The sequence below is a fragment of the Mesotoga prima MesG1.Ag.4.2 genome, assembly GCF_000147715.2.
Taxonomy (GTDB): Bacteria; Thermotogota; Thermotogae; order Petrotogales; family Kosmotogaceae; genus Mesotoga; species Mesotoga prima.
On record NC_017934.1, the window covers coordinates 2,210,393 to 2,232,580 of the forward strand.

Consider the following 22,188-nt stretch of genomic DNA (forward strand, 5'->3'; position numbering starts at 1 on the left):
TTGGATTCATTGCTTTTAGGATAGCTAGAAGTTTATGCAAAACAGTGGGATAAGAACAGAAATTCACAAAAGAAACGCCTCTCTCTCTCTTGCTAGCGGGCGAAGAAGAGTCTCGAAAAGAAATCTACTAAGTTTCTTTTCTGAGATCTTTTCACTTTCACCCCCAACTAGAACTGTATCACAATAATTCCAGACCACTATGAGGTTCGGACTTCTTTGATTGTCAACAAAGATCATTCCTCTGGTGTTCCTCTCGATTATTGAAAGACCCATTAGGCTCTGTGAAAGGGTTTCAATTAAAGTCTTGTCGTTACTCATCATCTCGACTTCGCTCTTAAGATACAATTTGATCTCCTTCTTCCGGGGATTTGTAAATTCTACTCCGTTTCTGCTAAGCAAAGCAGCGTGTGTAGTTCTTTGTTTTGCTATTTATAAATGTTAGATTATCTCAGGAGGTGGAAAATTGGAGATCAAAGGATATGTTGAAATCGATGGGGTTACGTACAAACTGATCAGTCGACAGAAGAGTGCTCACAAGAAACTTAGGATAAGAAGCAAGGGCCAGACCGGTGTTCACCTTTTAGAAGAGGAGAACTTTCTGAAAAAGAACTGTGATTATCTAAAGAGTCTCTTAAACGATTCGGAAGTTGCCATTCCAGTTGGAAAAAACGGTGGGGGCCAAGATGAATGAATTTGCGGATCAATATAGAGAAATAGCTTCCACAATGCCCTCCGAGGACGAAAGAATTGCCAGCTACAACGAATTTCTTCTTGACAGGCTTGAAAATATTATGCCGCGGCTTCTTGCGGAAGAGGAGTTTGATGCCTGGATGGTAATAGGAAGAGAGAACAACGAAGATCCTATTATCAGTACGTTGCTTCCCGGTTCGTTTTACGGAGCGAGCAGAATAACGGCCTTCTTGTTCACGAAGAACAACAGATTTGTATTGTCTCCACATGGTAGTCAAATGAGCGGCTATTATGAATCCGCATGGAAAGTTGAAGACGGAGATATCTTCGATTTTATAGGAGAACTATTAAGGGATTTGAAAGTAAAGACACTAGGAGTAGACTATTCGGACAACTTTGCACTCGCCGATGGGATTACGGTTTCACTTTTCCAGTCTCTCAAGAGAAAGCTTTCTGATGAGGTTACTCTGGTGAGTGCCGAAAACATTGCAGTCAACTGGTTGCAGACCAGAAGCGAGAAGGAGATTGAGGTTTACAGGAATCTCGACAGAATAGCTCACGTAATAATCAGAAATGCCTTTTCGAGAGACAACATTACACCGGGAGTCACGAAAACCAGAGATGTCGAGCTCCTGCTAAAAAAGCTGGCATACGATATTGGTCTGAAAACATGGTTCGGCCCAGATGTAGATTTCCAGAGAAAAGGCGTGGAGGATACGAGGTGTACGGGTCTAATTGAGGAAGGTGACCTATTGCATTGCGATTTTGGTTTTATGTACAACGGCCTCGCAACTGATACACAGCAGGTATTCTATCTGAAGAAGGAAGGGTATGACGATTTGAAGCTAGGTCTCGGTGAAGTCATCAGAAGAACAAACGAGGTTCAGAATATTCTGGCACGAAATTTCAGGGAGGGAATTACTGGAAATGAATTGCTTCGAGTTTCTCTTGAAGACGCAAAGGTAAAGGGTCTGGAAGCAGCAATATACTCACATCCAGTTGGTTATCATGGACACGGTGCGGGGCCAGTTATTGGATTATGGAACAACCAAGACAGAATAAGCGGAGCTGGAGATCTGAAGATCAGAAACATGACCTGCTTTGCCATGGAGCTAAATTGCAGGACGCGACTTTCACTGTGGAACGGACAGAATGTCTACGGTTTCTTGGAAGAAACGGTTGCTTTCACCGATAATGAGATTGACTATCTAGATGGAAGGCAGAAAGAGCTTTTTCTAATATAGGAGGTGTTAACCATGAAGAAAGCACTAACGGCGTTCTTTTATATTGCATTGATAATCACATTGGGGCTTGCGATTGAATTGAAAGAGTCGGCTAACTCAATGAGTGTGAATGATCTTGCCATACTTGAGATTCAAGAGAATCCTTCCACGGGATATCTTTGGCATATTTTTGCGGAACCGACAGGTGTGTTGAGAAACTTCCTTGAAGAGCACAATACGCGCAGTATAATGCCGGGCGCTCCTTCTGTCAAAGGGTGGATAATGACAGCGGCAAAGGAAGGAAAGGCTTTGATCACTTTGAAGCTATTCAGGCAGTGGGAAGGAGAGAAACACTCTGTGGACTTCAGGGCATTGACGGTGGATGTTACCGGCCAAGGGAAGGGTCAGGTAGATCTGAAGATTCTCACTAATGAAGTGACGCTTGGTACGATCTTCACGGTCACCCTGGAGGAGAATGCTAGCACTGGGTACACATGGCAGTATGTAGTTCTTGGAGATGGGATCATGGAAAAAAACAAAGAGATCTCAGTCGATAAAAGCGACAAGGTAGGAGCTCCTTCCAAGGTTACCTGGACATTTCAAGCGGTGGATGAAGGGTATTCGACGATCATCTTCAGATACTTCAGATCGTGGGAAGGAAAAGAATCGGCGGTTGATTATAAAGCTTACAATATTTCCGTTAAATAGGATCTGATATCATTGAATGACGCTTAGTTCTGCCGAGGTGAAATACTGTTGAGCATTCCAGGAAGCAAGTTGCAGGTATATCTGACATCGATTCTGATAGTCGTTGTTTCAGCAGTAGTCTTTTCCCTGCACTCTATTCAGCCAGTTAAGTTTTTCGCCATACTTAGCGAAATGGTTGTTATTGGTGTTTCGCTAGTCGCGGCTTACCTACTGGGAAATCGCGAGCTCCACAAAGGGATTCCTCTGGGCCTTATCTTTCTTTCGGTTTCAACATATTTTGATTTGCTTGAAGCGCTTACCGAAACGAGAGTGTATGAATTCGTTTCAGTAGTACTTCTGCTTATTGGTTTACCCATGCTCCTGATAAGTGCTTTCTATCACATCAAGGAGCGAAAGAAGAGAATCTCAGAGTTCGGGGCCGTTGTAAACAATTCACTGGACGGCATTCTGCTTCTGGGTCTGTCAGGAGAAATACTCTATCCGAACAGGGCCGCTTGCAGCTTGCTTGGATATAGTAGCGAAGAACTCATGAGAAAGAGAGTATCTGATTTGCTTTCCGAAGATAGCGAGAAGAAATTCGAGAAGGCGAAGTCCTCCCTTTTTGCTGGAAAGAATGCCTTTCAGATTGAACTGGAACTCATTACCGCGAGACAATTCAAGTTAGTTGCTGAGGTCAATCTAGTGATTGGAAGGGATACGAAAGAAGATCCCGATTCCTTTCTCATGACCTTCAAAGATGTCACTCACCTGCGGAAGATCGAGTCGACTCTCATTGAACAGAACAAGTTCCAGAGACTTCTCAACGAATTAATCACGGAAGTATTGGAAAGCGATTTCGATGAAAAGACCTACAGGTACTTCTTGATGAGATGTGTTGAGGTCTTCCCAAAAGCAGATGCAGCAGCTTTTCTTTTAAAAAAGGAGGATAATCGTTATCATTTCGTGGCCACTCACAACTATGACTTTGAGAAACTGAAGACGGTCTCTTTTTCTTCCGAAGAGCTTATTCAAAAAGGTAGCGATGATGTGGTTATCATAAAAGACTACAGTGTTGATTACAAAATGGATGGTGAGCGACTGGAGAAGATTGTAAAAGGAGGAAGGCTTGAGGAAATAAAGAGCACGCTTTCGATACCAATAAAGATAGATGATGACATCAGAATGTACTTCAATCTGGACAGTTTTACCTCTTCAACAGCTTTTGATGACAAAGAGGTAGTGAACACTGCAATCGGTTTTGGAAAAGCGATTTCAGTTCTTCTTTGGAGGATACAGACAGTAAATGAACTGAGAAGACAGAGAAAGCTGATGGAAAAGCTATCTATGGAGGATCACCTGACCGGTCTTCCGAATCGCAGAGCCTTCTTTGATTGCGCGGAAAGGCAGCTTGAGTTTTCGAAACGAAAGTCTGAGGCAATGGCTCTTCTTTATCTTGATCTCAATGATTTCAAAGGAGTCAACGATACTCTTGGACATGATTTTGGTGATGAGCTTCTAAAGAGTGTTGGCAAGCGCCTTAGTACCGTCTGCCGTAAAAGTGATCTCATTGCAAGGATGGGCGGCGACGAATTTGTGTACGTACTACCTTCAACGGGAAAGGAAGGGTCTAGAGAAGCGGAAACGAGAATCCATCAAGCCTTTGAAGACCCCTTTTCTGTCAAGGGAAGAAGCTTGAAACTGACTGCCAGTGTCGGTATAGCAGTATTTCCTGATGACGGGAAGACGATTAGAGAATTGCTGATCGTAGCCGACGAAAAGATGTATGAAAACAAGGAGAAGCTCTCAAGAGAGTCAAAGAGGGTGACTATTACCTGATCATTTGATCTAACTGCTTTTCAAACTTACTTAGGTTACAAGAAAATGCATCTAGACACTTTTACCTCACAAGAAACACGCTTTCTTCTGTGCCAAATAATTCACTAATTCATTTCTCACGAAGTACGTATGTAACAACTAATAGAAAGGAGCAAGAGAAGGAGAGCGGAAACCGGAATGGAGAAGATGGAAAACGATTTTGAACTGTTCTGTTCGAGGAGTAAAGACCTGAGCATGGAGATTGCTATCCGGATTGTTTCGTAGACTTTGTGCTTCTTTGTTTCCGACTTAGTCTTCTCGAGCGTATGGATACTTCTCTTGAGAAATTTCTGAAGAAAGGTGATTTCACAACTGCTCTTATTGTGAAGCTCTACCAGAGAGTTCAGTGACTCTCGAGATATAAGTATAAGATCGGCGTATAGAACGAGAATATCCTCATCTTTCGGTATGAGTTCGAGAGCTTTTTGCAGGGCATCGGTAGTTACTCTTGGAGTCTTTTGATATGGATAACTGACCGGGAAAACTATGCTACCTGCGAAATCTCTCTCAAAATCAGGGTTTATTATTACTACCGCTCTGTCACATTTCGAGACCTCGAAAGCCTTTTAAAGAATATGCATTACCATAGGTCTTCCCTTCATCTTCATCAGAGGTTTTGGAACTGATGACTTCAGACGTTTCCCCATTCCTGCGGCAAGAATAACTGGAATCATGACCGAAACAGGCCCGTTCATCTCATCGATCTGAAGAATAATAACACTTTCTATCGATCGAAACTGCACTCATGACCAGATATGACTGAACGAGAAAGGAAAAGTATAGAAGAGTAATTCACCGATAATCGCCTTGTGTTTTCGCTGAGCGGACAGGATTAGATTCGATGGGATTTGGCTATTACAATACGGGAGTGTTTATATTGGTGTGTAATCGTTTACGCAAACGTTTACAGGAGGATCTTTAATATCGTTGAAGACAAAGATCAGTATACGTGAAGTAGCAGAAAGGGCCGGGGTTTCGACGGCCACAGTCTCCAGAGTACTTAACAAGAGCCTATATGTAAGGCCCGAGCTCGAAGAAAAAGTCATTAGAGCCTCTCGGGAGCTTGGTTATGTTCCCAATAGGCTTGCCAGAGGCCTCAGAATCGGCAGTAGCGGTATGATAGGTTTCCTTATCCCCGATATAGTGAATCCCTTTTTCTCGGAAATAGTAAAGGGAGCTGAAGATTATCTGCGCGAGAAGGGATACTTCATTTTTCTTGCCAGTTCATCTGGCGATTCTCTGAAAGAGGAGGAGCTTCTTAAGGCTCTGTATTCACGGAATATTGAGGGAATTGGTGCAATAATCCTCGGAGAGCTTCCTGAGTTTGTTAGGTCGATTTCGTCAAATCTGCCCATTGTGATTATCGACAATTATCAAGACTGGGATGAAGTCTCTTATGTTTTTTCAGACAATTACGATGGGATGAAAAAGATGATGAATTATCTAATTAGAGGGGGTCACAAAAGCTTTGCGTTTCTAAATGGTCCCGCGAACACATTTTCCTCAAGAGAAAGGCTTAGGGCATTTGAAGATGTTATCTCAGAAGAGAATAGGAGTTTCGAGATACATTTCGGAGACTATACCTTTGAAAGCGGTAGAGATATGCTAAGAAAACTCAAGAGAATACCCGATGCTATAGTATGCGGTAACGATATGATAGCATTCGGAGCTATAATGGAGCTGACTGAGATGAAATACGATGTACCTGGAAGAGTATCGGTTACAGGATTCGATGACATACTCTTCTCAAGTATGACCAATCCTAAATTGACTACCGTTCGTCAAGATGGATACGCTATGGGTAGGGTTTCCGGTGAGATACTTCTGAGAAAGATTAGCGGTCAGAAAACAAACCACAAGATTCTTCTGAAGACTTCACTTCAAATCAGGGGGAGCAGCAATGGATGATTTCATTCTCAAGATGGAGGGTATCTCCAAGAGCTTTCCCGGAGTAAAGGCGCTGGATAACGTCAGTTTCGATCTAAAGCGAGGAGAGATTCTTGCTCTGATAGGCGAAAACGGCGCTGGCAAGTCGACTCTCATGAAGATATTGAGTGGTGTTTACAGGCAAAATGAGGGGAAGATAATTCTCGAAGGTAATGAAGTTCGTATTGAGGGACCCTCAGATTCTATAGAGCGTGGAATAGCGGTAATCTACCAGGAATTGAATCTTAGTGAAGATCTCACAGTTGCCGAGAACATATATTTGGGAAGAGAGATGAGCTCATGGTGGAATCTTAATCGTAGAGGCCTCAGAAGAAGGGCCGAAAAGCTTCTGAGCTCGCTCAACTTTCCAGTACGCGCAGGCGCGATAGTTAGGAAGCTTAATGTCTCGGAAAGACAGCTTGTCGAGATCGCTAGAGCTATGGCCTCCGATGCAAAGATAATCGTAATGGATGAACCTACTGCAACGATAACCGAGCATGAGACATCGATACTATTCAAGCTCATGAGGGAACTTAAAGAAAAAGGTGTGTCGATAGTTTTTGTTTCTCATAAACTTGAAGAGGTTTTCGAAATAGCCGACAGGGTCACGATATTGAGAGATGGATCATTAATATCTTCCGCTCCTATCGGAGACTACACTGGCGACCGTTTGATAAAGGATATGGTAGGAAGAAGAATCGACGATATGTTCCCGAAAGAGAACTTCGTAACGGAAGAAACCGTCTTCGCGGTTGATGGTCTTTCAGCACCAGGTCACTTCGAAAATGTCTCTTTCGAAGTGAAAAGAGGTGAGATCCTCGGAATAGCGGGTCTTGTGGGCTCTGGCAAGGGCGCGATTGCTCTAGCCATATACGGTGGCATAAAGGCAACTGCGAATAAGGCCGAGCTTTGCGGCAAATCATTCCCATTTCCAATTAGGCCTGACCAAGCATTGTCTAGAGGAGTAATTCTCATACCCGAGGATCGGAAGACACAGGGGTTGGTGACATCTTTGAGTATTACAAAGAACATTGTTCTACCAAATACAGAACTCGTAAGCAAACTGGGCAATATTAGCTGGAGAGCGAGCAGGAAACTTGCCGAAAAGATGATAAATAGACTGGCTATAAAGACACCTTCTTCAGATGAAAGAGTTAACAACCTGTCAGGTGGAAATCAGCAGAAAGTAGTTCTTGCAAAAGGGCTTACAAAATCGCCTGAAATAGTAGTCTTCGTCGAGCCCACCAGGGGAATTGACGTTGGAGCAAAAGTTGAGGTCTACCGGCTAATGAACGAACTGGCAAATCAGGGTAAGGGGATAATCATGATATCTTCTGAGCTGCCAGAAGTAACGAGCATGAGCGATCGAGTACTTGTGATGCACCGTGGTCGCCAGGTAGCCATATTTGAAAGAAAGGATATTAATCAGCAGAACATAATTTCTGCGGCAATGGGGGAACAATGATGAAGAAGACCCTCAGTCTTTTAAGAAGATTTCCAATCGTTGTTGGCTTTGTTGGAATCGTTCTTGTGTTTAGCTTTCTAAGCGATAGATTTTTTACCGTTTCAAATTTCATGAATGTTCTTAGGCAGGTATCTATTAACGGAATAATCGCATTCGGAATGACCTTCGTAATAATCTCTGGAGGCATAGACCTTTCAGTAGGTTCGATATTCGCTTTCTCGGCAGTAGTCGGTGCAAGCGTTATAAAGAGCACTTCTACTTTTCTTGGAATCCTAGCGGCACTCGGAATAGGTGCTCTTATGGGCGCCTTCAACGGCGTAATCATTGCCAAGATGAAGCTTCAGCCTTTCATAGTAACTCTTGCCACTATGGCTATCGCCAGGAGCTTTACGCAGGCATTCACTCAGGGAAGACCGGTAACTGGTTTTCCAGCAAGTTTCAGGGAAATCGGGCGTGGAGAGATCTTCGGAATTCCCGTGCCTGTTTTAATAATGCTCGGAGTGTTTGTTTTCGCCTGGTATCTTCTCTTTAATACGAAGTTGGGTCTCTACACTTACTCAATAGGTGGAAACGAAGAGGCAACGAGACTAAGCGGTGTCAAAGTAGATAGATACAAGATAGTTATTTATACAATAAGCGGTCTTCTTGCCGCGCTGAGCGCACTCATTTTGACTGCTAGACTCAATAGTGCCCAGCCAATATTTGGAGAGGGTTATGAATTGGATGCCATTGCCGCGGTGGTTCTAGGAGGGACAAGCCTCTCCGGTGGAAAGGGATCGATAATAGGAACAATTTTCGGTGTTATGGTCCTTGGAATAATAAACAACGGTATGAATCTTGTTATTATCTCACCATTCTACCAACAGGCAGTAAAAGGAGCCGTAATACTCCTGGCAGTCATGGCGGAAAGAAACAATGATTAGGTATTTGTTTTAGGCCTTCAAGGCCAATTTTTGATAAGGAGGTACTGAAATGAAGAAACTACTTGTAATTACCGTTTTTCTGGTAGCAGCATCGGCGTTCCTTTTCGGAGCAACCTACAGAATTGGACTCTCTCTATCCACTCTCAATAATCCGTTCTTTGTAACGCTTAGGGACGGAGCCCTTCAGGCAGCGGCTGGTCTAGGAGTAGAAGTAATCGTGGCTGATGGCCGAGACAACCCTGCCAAGCAGTTAGGTGATATCGAAGACTTTGTGCAGCAGAAATTGGATCTAATAGTTATTAACCCGACTGACAGCGACGCGATTGTCACTGCTGTGGAGGAAGCTAATAAGGCTGGAATACCTGTGATAACAGTTGACAGAGGAGCCAGTGGCGGAATGGTGATTGCGCATATTGCTTCCGACAATGTTGCAGGCGGTATGATGGCCGGTGAGTACGTCGCAATGCTTCTCGGTGGAAAGGGTAACGTAGTTGAACTTGAAGGAATCGTTGGAACATCGGCTGCGCGAGATCGCGGAGAGGGCTTTGGTGCAGCTATTTCCAAATACCCGGACATCAAGATAGTTGCGAAACAGGTTGCAAACTTCAACAGAGCCGAAGGACTTGTGGTAATGGAGAACATCCTTCAGGCGAATCCCAATATCGATGCTGTTTTTGCTCACAATGACGAGATGGCTCTTGGAGCAATCGAAGCCATAAAAGCAGCCGGTCTTCTAGATAAGATCAAAGTCGTAGGCTTTGATGCCATTGACGATGCTGTTGCAGCGGTAAATGCCGGTGAAATGGCGGCTACTGTTGCCCAGCAACCATTTTTGATGGGTCAGCTGGCTGTCGTCAAAGCGTTCGAGTATCTGACTATCGGTACGATTTACATTCCTGTAGATCTACAGTTAGTAACGTCGAAGTAATAAGACGAGGAGGCCGGGGGGACGGGGATCTCCCTCCGGCTCTTTTAGAGGCTCTTATGATAGCAGTTATAGAAAGCAGCAACGTCGATATGGGAATAAACGTAGATGACTTCGCTTTACCGGGTCAGACTCAGAAGAGATGGAGCTGTCTTACTGTACAGGAGGCAAGGGTGCTAATCAGGCAGTAACATCAAGACTACTTGGTGGAGAGGTCTTCTTCCTTACCTGTCTGGGAAACGATGGAAATGCCCATATGATGAAAAGAGAACTGAAAGCCATTGATCTTGGTAGTGGAATAAGATATGTCGATTCTCCAAACGGAGTCGCCCTGATAGAGGTTTAAAGATCAGGAGAGAACAGGATAATAGTATACCCTGGTGCAAACTCTCATCTGTCTCCGGAGATCATCGCCGATTCAAGAGAAAGGCTGCTAAAAGCCGACATTCTTCTTCTTAAGAACGAAATTCCGTTCGAACAGACTCTCTTTGCAGCGAAACTCTTCAGCGAAGCCTGAAAGACGGTCATTTTTGATCCTGCACCATCAAGTAATATCGACAAGTCAATTCTACGATACGTAAGCATCATAACCCCAAACGAAATGGAAATGGCCGAGCTTGCTGGATACAATCTCGGCATTGAAGACGCTACTGCAAAGCTTCACAAGATGGGATGTGAGGATGTGCTTCTGAGGAGAGGAAATAAAGGGGTTTTCTTCTCTGGAAGATCGAAGAGTTTGGTAGTCCTGGCCTTCAAAGTAAGAGTCATAGATTCAACCGCAGCTGGCGATGTCTTCAGTGGGGCTTTTGCCTGCTCGCTGGACAGAAAACTCGATCTTCACGATTCTCTCAGGTATGCCTGTGCAGCCGCAGCATTATCGGTTACCAGAAGGGGAGCCCAGAAGTCGGTTCCTCGAAATGAAGAGATTGAAAGTCTCCTTGGCGAATGAGATTTCGAGAGTTACTGGGTGCCTTTCGAAAAACTAGATTGCTTATGAAACTGATCTAATTTGAGAAACTTCTCCTCCGTGTAACTCTCTGCGAAAGTAGGCTCAGGCTGTTTCCTTATTTTGACTGATACTAATTTAGTGTGGAGATACCTTGTAAGTATTAGAAAGATATGAATCTAAGTTTTATTGCTCGAAGTACTCTTTTAAGAGCTGAATTCATGTCGCTTTCTTATAGAGCTTATGGGTGCACAGTTTCTGTCTACTGTAACAGCAATTATGATTGAAAATCGGTACTCCAATTTGGAGAAGCAACTTTCCATTTTCGTGAAAATTATCGCGAAGGACAACGTAAGAACAGTTTTCTACGTCTCTTTTATTGGGACAGAATGAAAGAAGCGGTGGAGGTGGAAATGAAGACGAAGACAATGAATTTCTTTCATATTTTCTAGGTCATCTCGTCTTTCACAATTCTTATATATCTGGGGCAAGCATAGTTAAGGAAGAGATTATCATCGGCCGTTCTGGCGATGATTTTGAATATATGGCGGGTTTTGGAGTTCCCAAAGATAGACCCTTCAAAGCCTTGTCTTCTGGAGACAGCATCATAGTCTCGATCGCTATAGACGACAGCATTGGAGAGAGCAGACTTCAAACGCCTGTGCGGTAATAAAGATCGAACTGGCATCGATAGTGAGGCTACTAACCGATGAGAAATACTCTACTGCATATTCTCGTGGAACTCAGGTCCTAGGTGACTTGTGAATAAGGCGCACACACAAAAAATGGGGTTCTTGGAATTACCTCACGATTGTTGTAGGATTCTTTATCTCTTACTCACGAAGTGCGTGTGCGTAACAACTAATAGAAAGGAGCAAGAGAAGGAGAGCGGATACTGGAATGGAGAAGACGGAAGTCGATTTTGACCTGTTCGAGGAGTAAAGACCTGAGCGTGGAGATTGCTCTATGAATTGTTTCGAAGACTTTATAACCTTTGTTTCCGACTTAGTCTTCTCGAGAATGAATCGGTGAAGGTCATTGAAAATCAGATAGGCAGAATAACCAGGATGATCCAATTCTTGTGGCCATCTTCAGTTGAGACCTACGAGTATGTCTACGTCACATGGTTCCATAACTCTTAATATGAACCGATTGGATCTAACGAGTCCGAATTGTACGACGAGCGAAACACCGGCAACGACGATTCGGAATTCGACACATATATTCTAGTGAAGACTAAGCAGTAAGTTTTACAAAGCAGAAGCGGCCATGAAGGCCGCATTTTTTGTCGCTCCTACCAATCTACTCCTAGTAAAAGAAGAGAAAAGAGTTTATTTACGGCACCGGAAATGCTACTATTCTTCTATGTATACACAGCATTGGCGCAGGATATTGCCATTTCTTCTGTCTTCATTGATCTGCCTGCTCATTTCCATTAATCCGCGCCAGACTTCTGTCATTTCCAAATTCTTTTGCTACTTTGAGAGGAGGAGAAACAATGAAGAGAAAGTTACTGCTTTTTGCATCGCTAACGGTCTTTCTGATACTCATGTTGACTGGCTGTCCGAATGGCTCTAAAAGCTTCACGCTTACTATTATGACCTTGCCGGACGCAGGAATTCAGATTATCGTCGATTTGGTAAACAAAGTGACTCCCTTTAGTCAGAAATATCAGGAGGGGACAAATGTCGAGGTTCAAATAACGAGTCCTCAGGAAAGGGATACTTCGGCATTCGTTGGGGGTGACGATACGAAGTACACATTCCAGCAGTGGAATGATGCAAACAACACGAATCCTCGAAACGTTACCGTGAACAGCAACGTTACGTATACCGCTCAAATGGGCGTACAGTACAAAGTCGAAACCTCTTCAAACCCTGCGGGTGCAGTAGTCACGGGCGGTGGTTGGCATAACAAGAATGCAAACGCGACACTGACAGCTCTCGTCATGGACGGTTATACCTTCAGTCACTGGCTTGTAAACGGTACAAACTCGGGTTCATCGATCACTATTGGTGTTACAATTAACGAGCCCAAGAATATTGTCGCCGTTTACACTACTGACCCGGTCCCCTGCAATTTTACTGTTACCACCTCTCCAGATCTTGCGCTGGACATTGAAATAGACGGTGTGTCATTCACCTCTCCAAAAGGGATGATTGTCAACAGTGGGACAACGAAGCAAATCGCAGTAATTACTCCTCAGGAGAAAGACATATCCCCGTGGCTTTCGGGAATAGATTCGAGATACATATTTGATCAATGGAATGATGGAAACACCTCGCATACTAGAAACGTGATAGTAAACACAGATATAACATATACCGCAAATATGGACGCAGAATACAGGGTGACAGTCGATTCTTCGCCATCAGAAGTATCGGAAGTGGCAAATTTCTGGACGGCTAGAGGCAATGTGTGGCTGTTCGATTTCAGCGGAGATTTGGGCCCGTACAACTTCAGCTACTGGTATGTAAATGGTCAGAACCTTGGAAGCGCAAGGCCTATTGAGATTGTTGTTGACAAACCCTATCATGTCACGGCTGTCTTTGCCGAGCAAGAAACACAATACACATTAACGGTAACTACATCTCCGGAAACCGGACTAAACATAATCATCGTTGGTATTGCTTATGTCTCCCCAAAAACGGTAGTTCTCAACAGTGGTACTGAAGCAGAAATAGAAGTTGTCTCTCCGCAGGAAAAGGAGAAATCTGGTCAAGTAACGGGAACAGACACTCGTTTCACCTTTGTACGCTGGAGCGATACCAATACTAACAATCCAAGAACAATTACCTTGAACTCAGATATGACCTATACCGCAGAGATGAAAGTAGAGTACAAGGTGACAACGGGAACAAACCCTGCAGGCGGAACAGTTGACGGCGCGGGTTGGTATGTTGCTGAAACCGTGAAGAATTTCACTGCTCCAGTAAGAGCCGGTTACACCTTTTCACACTGGGTTATTAACGGAGCAAACATGGGAGATGCAAACCCTATAGCTGTTAATGTCAACTCTCCCAAGAATGTGATTGCATACTACAATGCTGAGACTACGACCAAGAATATCTTTGGAACCGTTACTCCATACACGGGAAACATAAAGACTGCGGACCTAAATAAGATAGAGATACTCTCCAATACTGAGATAAGAACCACGTATGACAGACCTGAATTCATAGAAAACGAATATCTTCTAAAGGTGGAATCATTCAAAGAGGTGGAGTCTTCATTCAGTAGTGCCTCTATCGCGTCGATCGATGTAATAGAAAGAATAGAGAATTATTATGGTGAATTGAAGTACCTGCACGTTAGAACAACAGCAAGCGAGGAGGAATTGAAAAGACTCCCGGGAGTTGTTCAGGTGTCGAAGAACAGCCTATTCTACGCACTTAGTACCACCCCGAACGATCCCTCATACCCCGTTCAGTGGAACTACCCTGTCATGAATTTACCTCAAGCTTGGGATTACACGGTTGGATCTAGAAGCGTTGTAGTAGCGGTAATTGACTCGGGATTCAGCACTAGCCATCCCGATCTCTCCGGAATCTTTGAATCTGGGTATAACTTCATAGACAGCAATACAGATGTCTCAGAACCTCTCGAATCCGAGGACAGCCACGGAACTCACGTTGTTGGAACGATCGCCGCGCTCACGAATAACGCACTGGGTGTCTCCGGCGTTACCTGGGGAGGACTGGGAATCACACTAATACCCATCAGAGGAATAAAGGACGCTGCCGCACTTATGAACAGCCTAATCTATGCAGTCGATCATGGAGCGAAGATAATTAACATGAGTCTAGGAGGAGCAGTAGACAGTCCTGCCGTTCACGACGCTGTGAAATACGCGGCCAGAAATGGAGTAGTGATGGTCGCAGCATCCGGCAACAATGGAGACGGTAATATTCTTTATCCTGCTCGCTATCCAGAGACTATTGCTGTTGGAGCGATATGGGAAGACGAAGGTACAATCAAGATATCGCCTTACTCATGTTATGGGTCTGAGCTTGATGTTGTGGCACCCGGTGGATATATGAGATCAGGCACCGATCCAAACGGAATATACAGCACCGGATGGACTCCCTCGGGCAACACCTACATGTACATGCAGGGAACATCGATGGCTACGCCACATGTCACAGGCCTTGTGGCTCTTCTAATGGGAGCCGGTTTGACTGATCCGGATGATATTAGAAACGTACTGCATAATACGGCCATAGATCTCGGATCTCCTGGAAGAGATGACGATTACGGGTGGGGACTTGTAGATGCCGAAGCTGCGCTTGATTCGATTGCCTCTCCACAGGAGTTCAAAGTCTTCTTGAGAAATCCGTCAACTGGCACCAATATTGCCAGCACTAACCTATCTGACTCAGGTGCCTACCATTTCAGTGACGTAAGCAGTACTCAGGTAAAGATCTTCGCCTGGAGGGATATGGACGAAAGCGGAACGATTGACACTGGAGATCTTCTCGGGTATTTCAACTATTCAGGAGGCACTCCGGATCTTGACAATGCCCAGACAGTGACCCTTTCCGGTGGCGACAACTGGGTTGATTTTGAGTTTGCTCCGATAGTTGGAGATTGATAAGCCGTTTCTGAAAGAAGTTAGTATTTCTTTGGCTGACGTTCTTCAACGCAAGGTAGGTTTGTAATGAACAAGAAAAGGAACGCAATCGCGTTCCTTTTCTTTTGCAAATATTCCAGTACACGACAAGGATTTCTATACGAAGATTACTGCTTATTCAAAGCATCGAGCAGCTCATCCAGAGTTTGTATACCTTCATCTGAGATTTCAATTAGAACTCCTTTGTAGATGAACCTTATTCTATCACCGAGTGCAAAAACTTTTGCCACCCAGTCGCTTCTGTTGGCAAGCTCGAAGTATGCTTCACTGTATGCAGCCAAACCTAACGATTCAAGAGTGTTTACCTCTTCATCGTCCTGGATCCACACCCCTTCTTCAAGAGTGAAGCCTATTCCATCAACGAATGTGTAATCAGAAGAGCCACCTTCAACAAACTGGTCCTGCTCCATCTCCGCAACGGATTTCGCCGCCATGACCGAATCTGCAGGAGGTGCAGCGCCCAGGCCTCCTCTGTCTCCTGCCGTGTATGTTTGAACTCTTTCAGGAGCGATCAAGTACGATGTAAACTCGTTTATGATGTTGAACTTTTTTGAGAGAGCGATAATTTCAAGCTTCAACTCGTCTTTCTCTGCTTCAGTGAGGGAAGGATCATATCGGTAAAGATTTGCAAGATGAGCAATTCTTTTCTGAGCCCAGATTCTCTCGATGAATGGGCTGTCAGATCTCTTGGAAGTTTTGAAGAGATACTCATATCTGTACTTTTCACCGCCTCTGGTACCTTCAACGGTCACTCTCATATCTCCCTCATCAAAGTAGATTCCCGATATCCTCAAAGCTTGCCCGGAAAAGAGAGAGTATGGACCTTCAGGAAGAGTCTTCTTTACGTCGAGATTTTCTATAGAAACAGTCACGTTTTCCAGAGCAGGTGTCTCTATGGATCTGTAAAGATCGGTGACTTTTGCTTCAATGCTTTCTCCTTCAATAATATAACTTACTCTTCCTGCATTTTCCTGGACAAGTCGGTCCAGCAGTTCGGCAACAACCCCGGTGCCTACTCCAAAAGAGAAGAGATGAACATTTCTGGCTCTTGCCTCGGGAGTTGCATCGCTAATGATCCTTCCAATATCGGTTATTCCTTCTGTCGGCTCTCCGTCAGTCAGGAACAGAAGTGCCTTGAATCTACCAGTATCATATTTGCTGAACATATCTATGCTTGTTTGAAGTGCGCCGTAGATATTTGTCATTCCATCTGCCTGAATCCTTCTGACCTTTTCTATCCACTCAGCCTTTTCTGAAGCATCGAGAAGGCTTCCAGTAAGGTTGTGCACTCTTCCATCGAAGGTAACAATTGCAAAGCGATCCCCCGGTCTTAGCATCTGAAGTACTTGTTCTAAAGCGCGCTTAGCTTGTTCAATCTTCTCTCCGTACATCGAACCGGAAATATCGAGAACGAAGACGACATCTTTGGGGATAACGATTTCCTCCTTAATTCTAGGGATAAGTGTTAGGAGGAAATATCCTTCATTTGTTGATTCGTCCCAATGGGTTGCCAGAGAGGAAGGTATCTCATCTTCGGATGAAGTGAGAACCAGAGCGACGTCTGAATTGGGAATCAGATCATTTCCTATGAAGACGTATTCCCTGCCGCTGACTCCTGTTGTTTCCACGAATGGATGGGTCGGCGAATAAACCTCGGCGATCTGAAGAGGAACCGAAATTCTGACACTCACTGAGCCTATGGGAGCCGAAAGAAAACTGTCGATCTTCAGAGGATAAATCATCGAGTATGAATTGGAAGATATTTCCAGTGGCTGGCTGTATTCAATAAAGAATTGCCTTCTTTCGCCCGGTTCAAAGGGATAGATACTCATCCTGATAAGCTGAGTCCCAACGTACTCCAGCAATGCCGGGTCCTTCATTTTCGCCACTATCTCATGGTATATCTTCCTAGCTTCATCTGCTGGAAGTACTTCACCCTTCAGAATCTGATCTCCGATCTTCATTGTGAAATCACTTATTACAGCTGAAGAGGGAATTGGGAACAGATAAACAGCTTCCAGCAATCTGGTTGATGTGTTCTCAAATTCCTCCTCAATTATTACCGTCGCAATTCCATCCTCGACTGTTATATGAACGTTGTGGGTATTCATCACGAATCCCCCTGAATCCTGTTCCAAAGGAAACTGCGGGATTACTACACCGTTTGAAAACGTTGAAGTGACTGCCAGAACAAAAAGGAAAATCATTCCAAGACTCTTCATTACATCGCCCCCTCTTTTGTCTAGTACTTATGACACCTCATAGGGCCTGAAGGTTTATGCAGTGGATTTTTTAGAAGAGATACGGGAAGGAGAAAAACTCCCTTTCTAATTACTCTGGATAGTTAGTAAGGCTTTTAGTTGAAAAACCCGGAGACCTTGGTCTCCGGGCGTCTAGATTCGTGAGGTGAAAATTTAGAATATTGAATCAGGCTCGTAGTAAAGCTCGGCGTTTTCAGCAGTAATCAACTCTGCAGCGAGGATTATTTTTGATGGGATCTGCTGCTGATAGAATCCTTCAAGGGGCTGACCTCTCAGTGCAAATACCGCCATGGAAATTCCTGTAGCTATCATTGATGGAGGATATGTAACGTCTGCCTTCACGAGAGGATCATTGTCGATGATCTTCTTTATCATTTGTTTAGATCCGGCGCCGCCGAGGAATAGCTTGATGTCATTTCTTCCAGATTCCTTGTATGCCTGAAGGACTCCGACAAGAACATCATCGTCCTGTGCCCAAACAGCGTCGATTTTCGGATACTTTTGAAGGTAATTCTCCATTATCTCTAACCCACGTGCAGTATCCCAGTAAGCTGGCTGTGAATCCAGAATTCTTATGTCCGGATACTTCGCCATTACTTCGTTGAATGCGTCTACTCTTTCGCTATTAATAACGCAAGGGATGCCTTCCAGAACAACTATGTCGCCTTTGTAATTGAGAGCCTCAGCCAGCCACTCGCCAGATACTCTTCCAAGGCCCGGGTTGTCACCGGCTACGTAGACATTCTCAACGGGTTTCGTCAAACCTCTGTCGACTGACACGATAAAAACACCACTGTTATAGGCCTTCTCGACAACAGGTGTGAGTGGTTCCGAATCGTGAGCAAGAATAACCAGAGCGTCGATGCCCTTTACCATGAGGTCTTCAACGTCTCCAACCTGTTTTGCAGGTGAGTCGGCCGTCACCAGGAAGAACTCAATGTCGGGATCCTTCTCACTCCAGTCCTTTATGGCTCTTTGTGCCCACCATACGATTCCACCTGTCCAACCATGGTCCGCACTTGGAATGGCAACACCAATCTTGATCTTCTCGGCAGCCATCGCAAAAGCCGAGAGAATGAACACTACGAGGATTGTAAGAACAAATGCCTTTTTCACAAGAAACACCTCCTGTTTCCTTTGACCCCCTTGGGGTTATTGAGATCTCTTTCTCTGTATTAGTACCGCACCGATAATTACCACACCTTTGACTGTACCCTGAAGATATGGCGATACCCCCAGCATATTAAGCATATTGTTTATTATGCCGAGTGTGATGGCACCGATAACAGTTCCGAATATCGAACCCGCTCCACCTGTCATTGGCGTTCCACCGATAATGACTGCGGCTATGGCATCAAGTTCATAGTTCAAGCCGCCATTCGTGGAACTCATTGAATTCAATCTCGCAGAGAGGAAGACGGCGGAGAATCCAACGGTAATACCTACTGCAACGTATGAAATGAACCTAGTGAGGTTCACTTTGATGGCAGAATACTTGGCAACTTTTGGATTGGAGCCGACGGCGCAAAGGTATCTTCCATAACGAGTCTTATTGAGGATAATGGCAAAAATCACCGCAAGACTTATGAATACAACTACAGGATTTGGAATGCCCAGGACGTTACCCATTCCCAGATCGGGAAAGAGATTGCTTTCAGATCTAAAGACGCCGGCGCTTCCTATATACAGCGCCATTGATCTGAAAATGGCCATAGTACCGAGTGTTGCGATGAAGGGAGCGATCTTTCCAATTGTTACCATCAGTCCGTTCAACGCGCCCAATCCTGCGCCAAAAAGCAAACCAATTATCAGCGCGAACAGTATAGCCCATGCTTCTCCACCCTCGCCAAATACTGTCAGAAGCCAGTTAAGCGCAAGAATCACAACTCCACCAACAAGAGCGACCATAGATCCAACCGAAAGGTCGATCCCTCCCGAAATAATCACAAAAGTCATTCCTAGAGCTATGATCCCTGTATAGGAAACCTGTCTCAGGATATTCAAAAGGTTTTGAGTCTGAAGAAAGTACGGGCTGGCAATAGCGGATATTACAAAAAGTATCGCAAGGGCTATTAACGGGCCGAATCTTTCATATTCGAAGCGTCTCTTTACATTTTCACCTGCCATTCAAGCAACCCCCTTGAGTCCCGTGGCATGAAGCATGATCTCTTCCTCGTTGATATGTTCACCTTCAAGGATTCCCGTAATTCTTCCCTCTTTCATCACGACGACTCTGTTGCACATTCCTATTATCTCTTCAAGTTCGGAGGAAATGAGAATACAGGACACACCCTCATTTACCAGTTCGTTCATGAATCTGTATATTTCTCTCTTAGCGTTCACATCTATTCCTCTGGTGGGTTCGTCGAAAATGAAAATGTCGGGCTCCGGGTCAAGGGATTTTGCGAGGGAGACTTTCTGCTGGTTTCCACCACTGAAAAACTCCAGTCTTGTCTTGAGAGATGCTGCTCTGATATTGAATTTGTCGACATACTTCTTCGTCTTTTCCCGCTCTTTCTTACTGTTAATGAGTATTTTAGAATAAGCCGGAAGCGAAATAAGCGTTGTATTCTTTATCAAATCGAAGGATGTTAATATTCCACTCCCCTGACGATCTTCCGAAAGGTAAGCAATCTTGTTCTTCACAGCATCGTTGGGTGACTTGATTTCCACCGGTTTGCCTTTGATACTTATCTTGCCTGAATCTCTCTTTCTGATACCAATTATAGCTTCGGCTAGTTCAGTTCTTCCCGCACCCACTAGACCGGCAAAGCCAAGAATTTCCCCTTCACGAAGTCCGAAGGAAATGTTTTCTAGAAGACCATTAATTGTCAGGTTCTCGACTTCGAATACAACTTCGTCAGACGGTGAAACTTTATCTGGAAAGATCTGGCTCAGCTCGCGTCCTACCATTCTCTTTGCCATTTCTTCTTCGTCAACCTCACCAGTCTGACTTACACTGATCATTTGGCCGTCTCTTAGAACCATCACTCTATCACAGATTTTTCTGACTTCTTTCAGTTTGTGAGAGATGTAGATGATGGTAACCCCTCTTTCCTTTAGACTTCTCATGAGGTCAAAGAGGATTTCAATTTCATTGAGAGTAAGAACAGTCGTCGGTTCGTCCATTATCAGGAGCTTTGAATCGTAAGCTATGGCCTTCGCAATTTCAACCATTTGCTTCTGGGCCACGCTCAACCTCTCAATCTTCTCTTCGGGATCGATTGATTTCTTCAACTCCTCCAGAAGAGAAATGGTTCGCCTCTTCATCTCTCTTGTGTTGAGGAACCCCTTGCGTGTAATCTCACTTCCTAGGAAGATGTTCTCATAGACACTGAGCTCATTGATCAAGTTGAATTCCTGAGGGATAATAGAGATTCCTATCATTTTCGCGTGCAAAGGGTCTTTGATCTCCACTTCCTTGCCCTCGAAGAAGATCTTTCCTTCGGTAGGTGTGTAGATTCCGCTGAGGATCTTAACGAGAGTCGACTTTCCGGCTCCATTTTCACCTATGATCCCGAAAATCTCGCCCCTCTCTATTCCTATGTCTATGTTATCGAGAACCCTAACCCCTGAGAATTCCTTTGAAATCCCTTTGGTCTCTATCAAGACCTCACCCATTAGTTCACTCCTCAGCTTTTCATTGCATCGTCGAAAGCGATGTTTGAAGGCTCGAAATCAACTTTCCTGACAAACTCGGCAGCTTCCTTGGCACCGAATTCTCTTTCCATTCCACTGTCTTCCCATTCCACCGAGAGGGGACCGCTGTAACCGATGTTATTTAGCTCTCTGATGATTTCTTCAAAATTTACGTGGCCGTGACCGAGAGACCTGAAGTTCCATCCCCGTCTAGTGTCACCAAAGGTCATCATTGATCCAAGTATCCCTGCCCTTCCGTCCAATGTAACTGCTGCATCCTTCATGTGTACATGATAGATCCTTTCTGCGAAATCTCTTACGAAGAGGTGGGGTTTTACTCCCTGCCAGATGAGATGGCTTGGATCGAAATTGAATCCAAGCGTCTTTCTGTAATTGAATACCTCTAACAGCCTCTTTGCGGTGTAATAATCAAAGGCGATTTCGGTGGGATGAACTTCAAGTGAGAATGTAATGCCTTCAGCATCGAACTTCTCAAAAATAGGTGTCCAGAGATCAACGATTTCCCGATAGGCGTCCTCAACCATCTTCTCCGTTGTTTGGGGGAACGAGTACCAGAACTTCCATACAGGAGAGCCTGTGAAGCCTGTTACAGTATAACAGCCCATGTTCTTTGCAGCTGTAGGAGCGTACATCATCTGCTCTATTCCCCATGCTCGAATCTTTTCGGGATTACCTTTACAGCTGGCAGGAGCAAATCCATCGAGCCTTACGTCATAAAGATCTCCCACACACTGCCCCATAAGATGGGCACCGAGGGCCCAGCATTTCAGATTGTACTTTTCGAGAATCTCCTTCCTTTTTTCGACATAATTTGGATCTTTAGCGGCCTTTTCGAGATCCATGTGATCTCCCCAACAGGCAATCTCAAGGCCATCATATCCCCACGAACTGGCTTTCTTGCAGATTTCCTCAAAAGTGAGGTCGGCCCACTGCCCCGTAAACAATGTGACTGGTCTATTTCCCATATCATAACCTCC

Annotated in this window: 20 protein-coding genes; 13 read left to right on the forward strand and 7 right to left on the reverse strand. The window is 44.5% G+C overall.

All coding sequences use genetic code 11. The features are described from left to right. Window positions 1-63 precede the first annotated feature (63 nt). A complete protein-coding gene (locus tag THEBA_RS10350) occupies window positions 64-345 on the reverse strand; it encodes a hypothetical protein (protein WP_014731486.1) in 282 nt (93 codons plus the stop codon). Window positions 346-463: 118 nt separating this feature from the next. Between THEBA_RS10350 and THEBA_RS10355 the strand changes: the two genes are divergently transcribed. From THEBA_RS10355 to THEBA_RS14570, 10 genes are all read left to right on the forward strand, one after another. Next, window positions 464-691 carry a hypothetical protein gene (locus tag THEBA_RS10355; protein WP_014731487.1) on the forward strand — a complete coding sequence of 76 codons (228 nt, stop codon included), beginning with the start codon at window positions 464-466 and terminating at the stop codon, window positions 689-691. Further along, a complete protein-coding gene (locus tag THEBA_RS10360) occupies window positions 684-1,934 on the forward strand; it encodes a M24 family metallopeptidase (protein WP_014731488.1) in 1,251 nt (416 codons plus the stop codon). Before THEBA_RS10355 ends, THEBA_RS10360 begins: the two co-directional genes overlap by 8 nt. Window positions 1,935-1,946: 12 nt before the next feature. After that, window positions 1,947-2,621, forward strand: coding sequence for a protease inhibitor I42 family protein (locus THEBA_RS10365; protein WP_014731489.1), 675 nt, complete (start codon window positions 1,947-1,949; stop codon window positions 2,619-2,621). A 48-nt stretch (window positions 2,622-2,669) separates the two neighbouring features. Beyond that, window positions 2,670-4,436, forward strand: a complete 1,767-nt coding sequence (locus tag THEBA_RS10370; RefSeq protein WP_014731490.1) for a sensor domain-containing diguanylate cyclase — start codon at window positions 2,670-2,672, stop codon at window positions 4,434-4,436. Between the two features lie 966 nt (window positions 4,437-5,402). Next, on the forward strand, window positions 5,403-6,383 hold the full coding sequence (locus THEBA_RS10380; protein WP_014731491.1) for a LacI family DNA-binding transcriptional regulator: 981 nt from the start codon (window positions 5,403-5,405) through the stop codon (window positions 6,381-6,383). After that, complete coding sequence (locus tag THEBA_RS10385) at window positions 6,376-7,866, forward strand: sugar ABC transporter ATP-binding protein (protein WP_014731492.1); 1,491 nt, start codon at window positions 6,376-6,378, stop codon at window positions 7,864-7,866. The genes THEBA_RS10380 and THEBA_RS10385 overlap by 8 nt, the downstream gene beginning before the upstream one ends. Beyond that, on the forward strand, window positions 7,866-8,789 hold the full coding sequence (locus tag THEBA_RS10390) for an ABC transporter permease (RefSeq protein WP_014731493.1): 924 nt from the start codon (window positions 7,866-7,868) through the stop codon (window positions 8,787-8,789). Before THEBA_RS10385 ends, THEBA_RS10390 begins: the two co-directional genes overlap by 1 nt. A 49-nt stretch (window positions 8,790-8,838) precedes the next feature. Next, window positions 8,839-9,717: a D-ribose ABC transporter substrate-binding protein gene (locus THEBA_RS10395; RefSeq protein ID WP_014731494.1), complete on the forward strand. Its 879-nt coding sequence runs from the start codon at window positions 8,839-8,841 to the stop codon at window positions 9,715-9,717. Between the two features lie 56 nt (window positions 9,718-9,773). Then, window positions 9,774-9,905 (forward strand): hypothetical protein, encoded by a 132-nt coding sequence (locus tag THEBA_RS14860; RefSeq protein ID WP_269078251.1) that lies wholly within the window; start codon window positions 9,774-9,776, stop codon window positions 9,903-9,905. After that, window positions 9,857-10,060 carry a PfkB family carbohydrate kinase gene (locus tag THEBA_RS14570; RefSeq protein ID WP_201764203.1) on the forward strand — a complete coding sequence of 68 codons (204 nt, stop codon included), beginning with the start codon at window positions 9,857-9,859 and terminating at the stop codon, window positions 10,058-10,060. Before THEBA_RS14860 ends, THEBA_RS14570 begins: the two co-directional genes overlap by 49 nt. 44 nt (window positions 10,061-10,104) lie before the next feature. Here THEBA_RS14570 and THEBA_RS14575 read toward each other — a convergent pair whose 3' ends face one another. Continuing rightward, on the reverse strand, window positions 10,105-10,299 hold the full coding sequence (locus THEBA_RS14575; RefSeq protein ID WP_201764204.1) for a hypothetical protein: 195 nt from the start codon (window positions 10,297-10,299) through the stop codon (window positions 10,105-10,107). On the opposite strand from THEBA_RS14575, the gene THEBA_RS14580 reads away from it, so the two are divergent. From THEBA_RS14580 to THEBA_RS10410, 3 genes are all read left to right on the forward strand, one after another. Further along, window positions 10,280-10,663 (forward strand): PfkB family carbohydrate kinase, encoded by a 384-nt coding sequence (locus THEBA_RS14580; protein ID WP_306556628.1) that lies wholly within the window; start codon window positions 10,280-10,282, stop codon window positions 10,661-10,663. The two genes, THEBA_RS14575 and THEBA_RS14580, sit on opposite strands and share 20 nt — an antisense overlap. 376 nt (window positions 10,664-11,039) lie before the next feature. After that, window positions 11,040-11,330, forward strand: a complete 291-nt coding sequence (locus THEBA_RS10405) for a hypothetical protein (protein ID WP_014731495.1) — start codon at window positions 11,040-11,042, stop codon at window positions 11,328-11,330. An 828-nt stretch (window positions 11,331-12,158) separates the two neighbouring features. Next, window positions 12,159-15,251, forward strand: a complete 3,093-nt coding sequence (locus tag THEBA_RS10410) for a S8 family peptidase (protein WP_014731496.1) — start codon at window positions 12,159-12,161, stop codon at window positions 15,249-15,251. Between the two features lie 146 nt (window positions 15,252-15,397). Here the strand turns inward: THEBA_RS10410 and THEBA_RS10415 are convergent, their stop codons facing one another. The 5 genes from THEBA_RS10415 to THEBA_RS10435 all read right to left on the reverse strand — a co-directional run bounded on the left by THEBA_RS10415 (window position 15,398) and on the right by THEBA_RS10435 (window position 22,176). Then, window positions 15,398-17,512: a VIT domain-containing protein gene (locus THEBA_RS10415; RefSeq protein ID WP_014731497.1), complete on the reverse strand. Its 2,115-nt coding sequence runs from the start codon at window positions 17,510-17,512 to the stop codon at window positions 15,398-15,400. Window positions 17,513-17,704: 192 nt separating this feature from the next. Continuing rightward, complete coding sequence (locus THEBA_RS10420) at window positions 17,705-18,667, reverse strand: ABC transporter substrate-binding protein (protein ID WP_014731498.1); 963 nt, start codon at window positions 18,665-18,667, stop codon at window positions 17,705-17,707. 36 nt (window positions 18,668-18,703) lie between these two features. Then, the gene (locus THEBA_RS10425; RefSeq protein ID WP_014731499.1) at window positions 18,704-19,678 is read right to left on the reverse strand and encodes an ABC transporter permease; all 975 of its coding nucleotides are present in this window, start codon (window positions 19,676-19,678) and stop codon (window positions 18,704-18,706) included. After that, window positions 19,679-21,172, reverse strand: a complete 1,494-nt coding sequence (locus THEBA_RS10430) for a sugar ABC transporter ATP-binding protein (protein WP_014731500.1) — start codon at window positions 21,170-21,172, stop codon at window positions 19,679-19,681. It lies immediately after the preceding gene. Window positions 21,173-21,183: 11 nt separating this feature from the next. After that, complete coding sequence (locus THEBA_RS10435; protein ID WP_014731501.1) at window positions 21,184-22,176, reverse strand: sugar phosphate isomerase/epimerase family protein; 993 nt, start codon at window positions 22,174-22,176, stop codon at window positions 21,184-21,186. Window positions 22,177-22,188: the final 12 nt, after the last annotated feature.

Bases quoted from the DNA above. Each gene is read 5' to 3' on its own strand.
- THEBA_RS10390 (WP_014731493.1), top strand. From the start codon at position 7,866: ATGAAGAAGACCCTCAGTCTTTTAAGAAGATTTCCAATCGTTGTTGGC.
- THEBA_RS10395 (WP_014731494.1), top strand. From the start codon at position 8,839: ATGAAGAAACTACTTGTAATTACCGTTTTTCTGGTAGCAGCATCGGCG.
- THEBA_RS10430 (WP_014731500.1), bottom strand. From the start codon at position 21,172: ATGGGTGAGGTCTTGATAGAGACCAAAGGGATTTCAAAGGAATTCTCA.
- THEBA_RS10385 (WP_014731492.1), top strand. From the start codon at position 6,376: ATGGATGATTTCATTCTCAAGATGGAGGGTATCTCCAAGAGCTTTCCC.
- THEBA_RS10415 (WP_014731497.1), bottom strand. From the start codon at position 17,512: ATGAAGAGTCTTGGAATGATTTTCCTTTTTGTTCTGGCAGTCACTTCA.
- THEBA_RS10410 (WP_014731496.1), top strand. From the start codon at position 12,159: ATGAAGAGAAAGTTACTGCTTTTTGCATCGCTAACGGTCTTTCTGATA.
- THEBA_RS14570 (WP_201764203.1), top strand. From the start codon at position 9,857: ATGGAGCTGTCTTACTGTACAGGAGGCAAGGGTGCTAATCAGGCAGTA.
- THEBA_RS14860 (WP_269078251.1), top strand. From the start codon at position 9,774: ATGATAGCAGTTATAGAAAGCAGCAACGTCGATATGGGAATAAACGTA.
- THEBA_RS10435 (WP_014731501.1), bottom strand. From the start codon at position 22,176: ATGGGAAATAGACCAGTCACATTGTTTACGGGGCAGTGGGCCGACCTC.
- THEBA_RS10360 (WP_014731488.1), top strand. From the start codon at position 684: ATGAATGAATTTGCGGATCAATATAGAGAAATAGCTTCCACAATGCCC.
- THEBA_RS10365 (WP_014731489.1), top strand. From the start codon at position 1,947: ATGAAGAAAGCACTAACGGCGTTCTTTTATATTGCATTGATAATCACA.
- THEBA_RS10425 (WP_014731499.1), bottom strand. From the start codon at position 19,678: ATGGCAGGTGAAAATGTAAAGAGACGCTTCGAATATGAAAGATTCGGC.
- THEBA_RS14575 (WP_201764204.1), bottom strand. From the start codon at position 10,299: ATGCTTACGTATCGTAGAATTGACTTGTCGATATTACTTGATGGTGCA.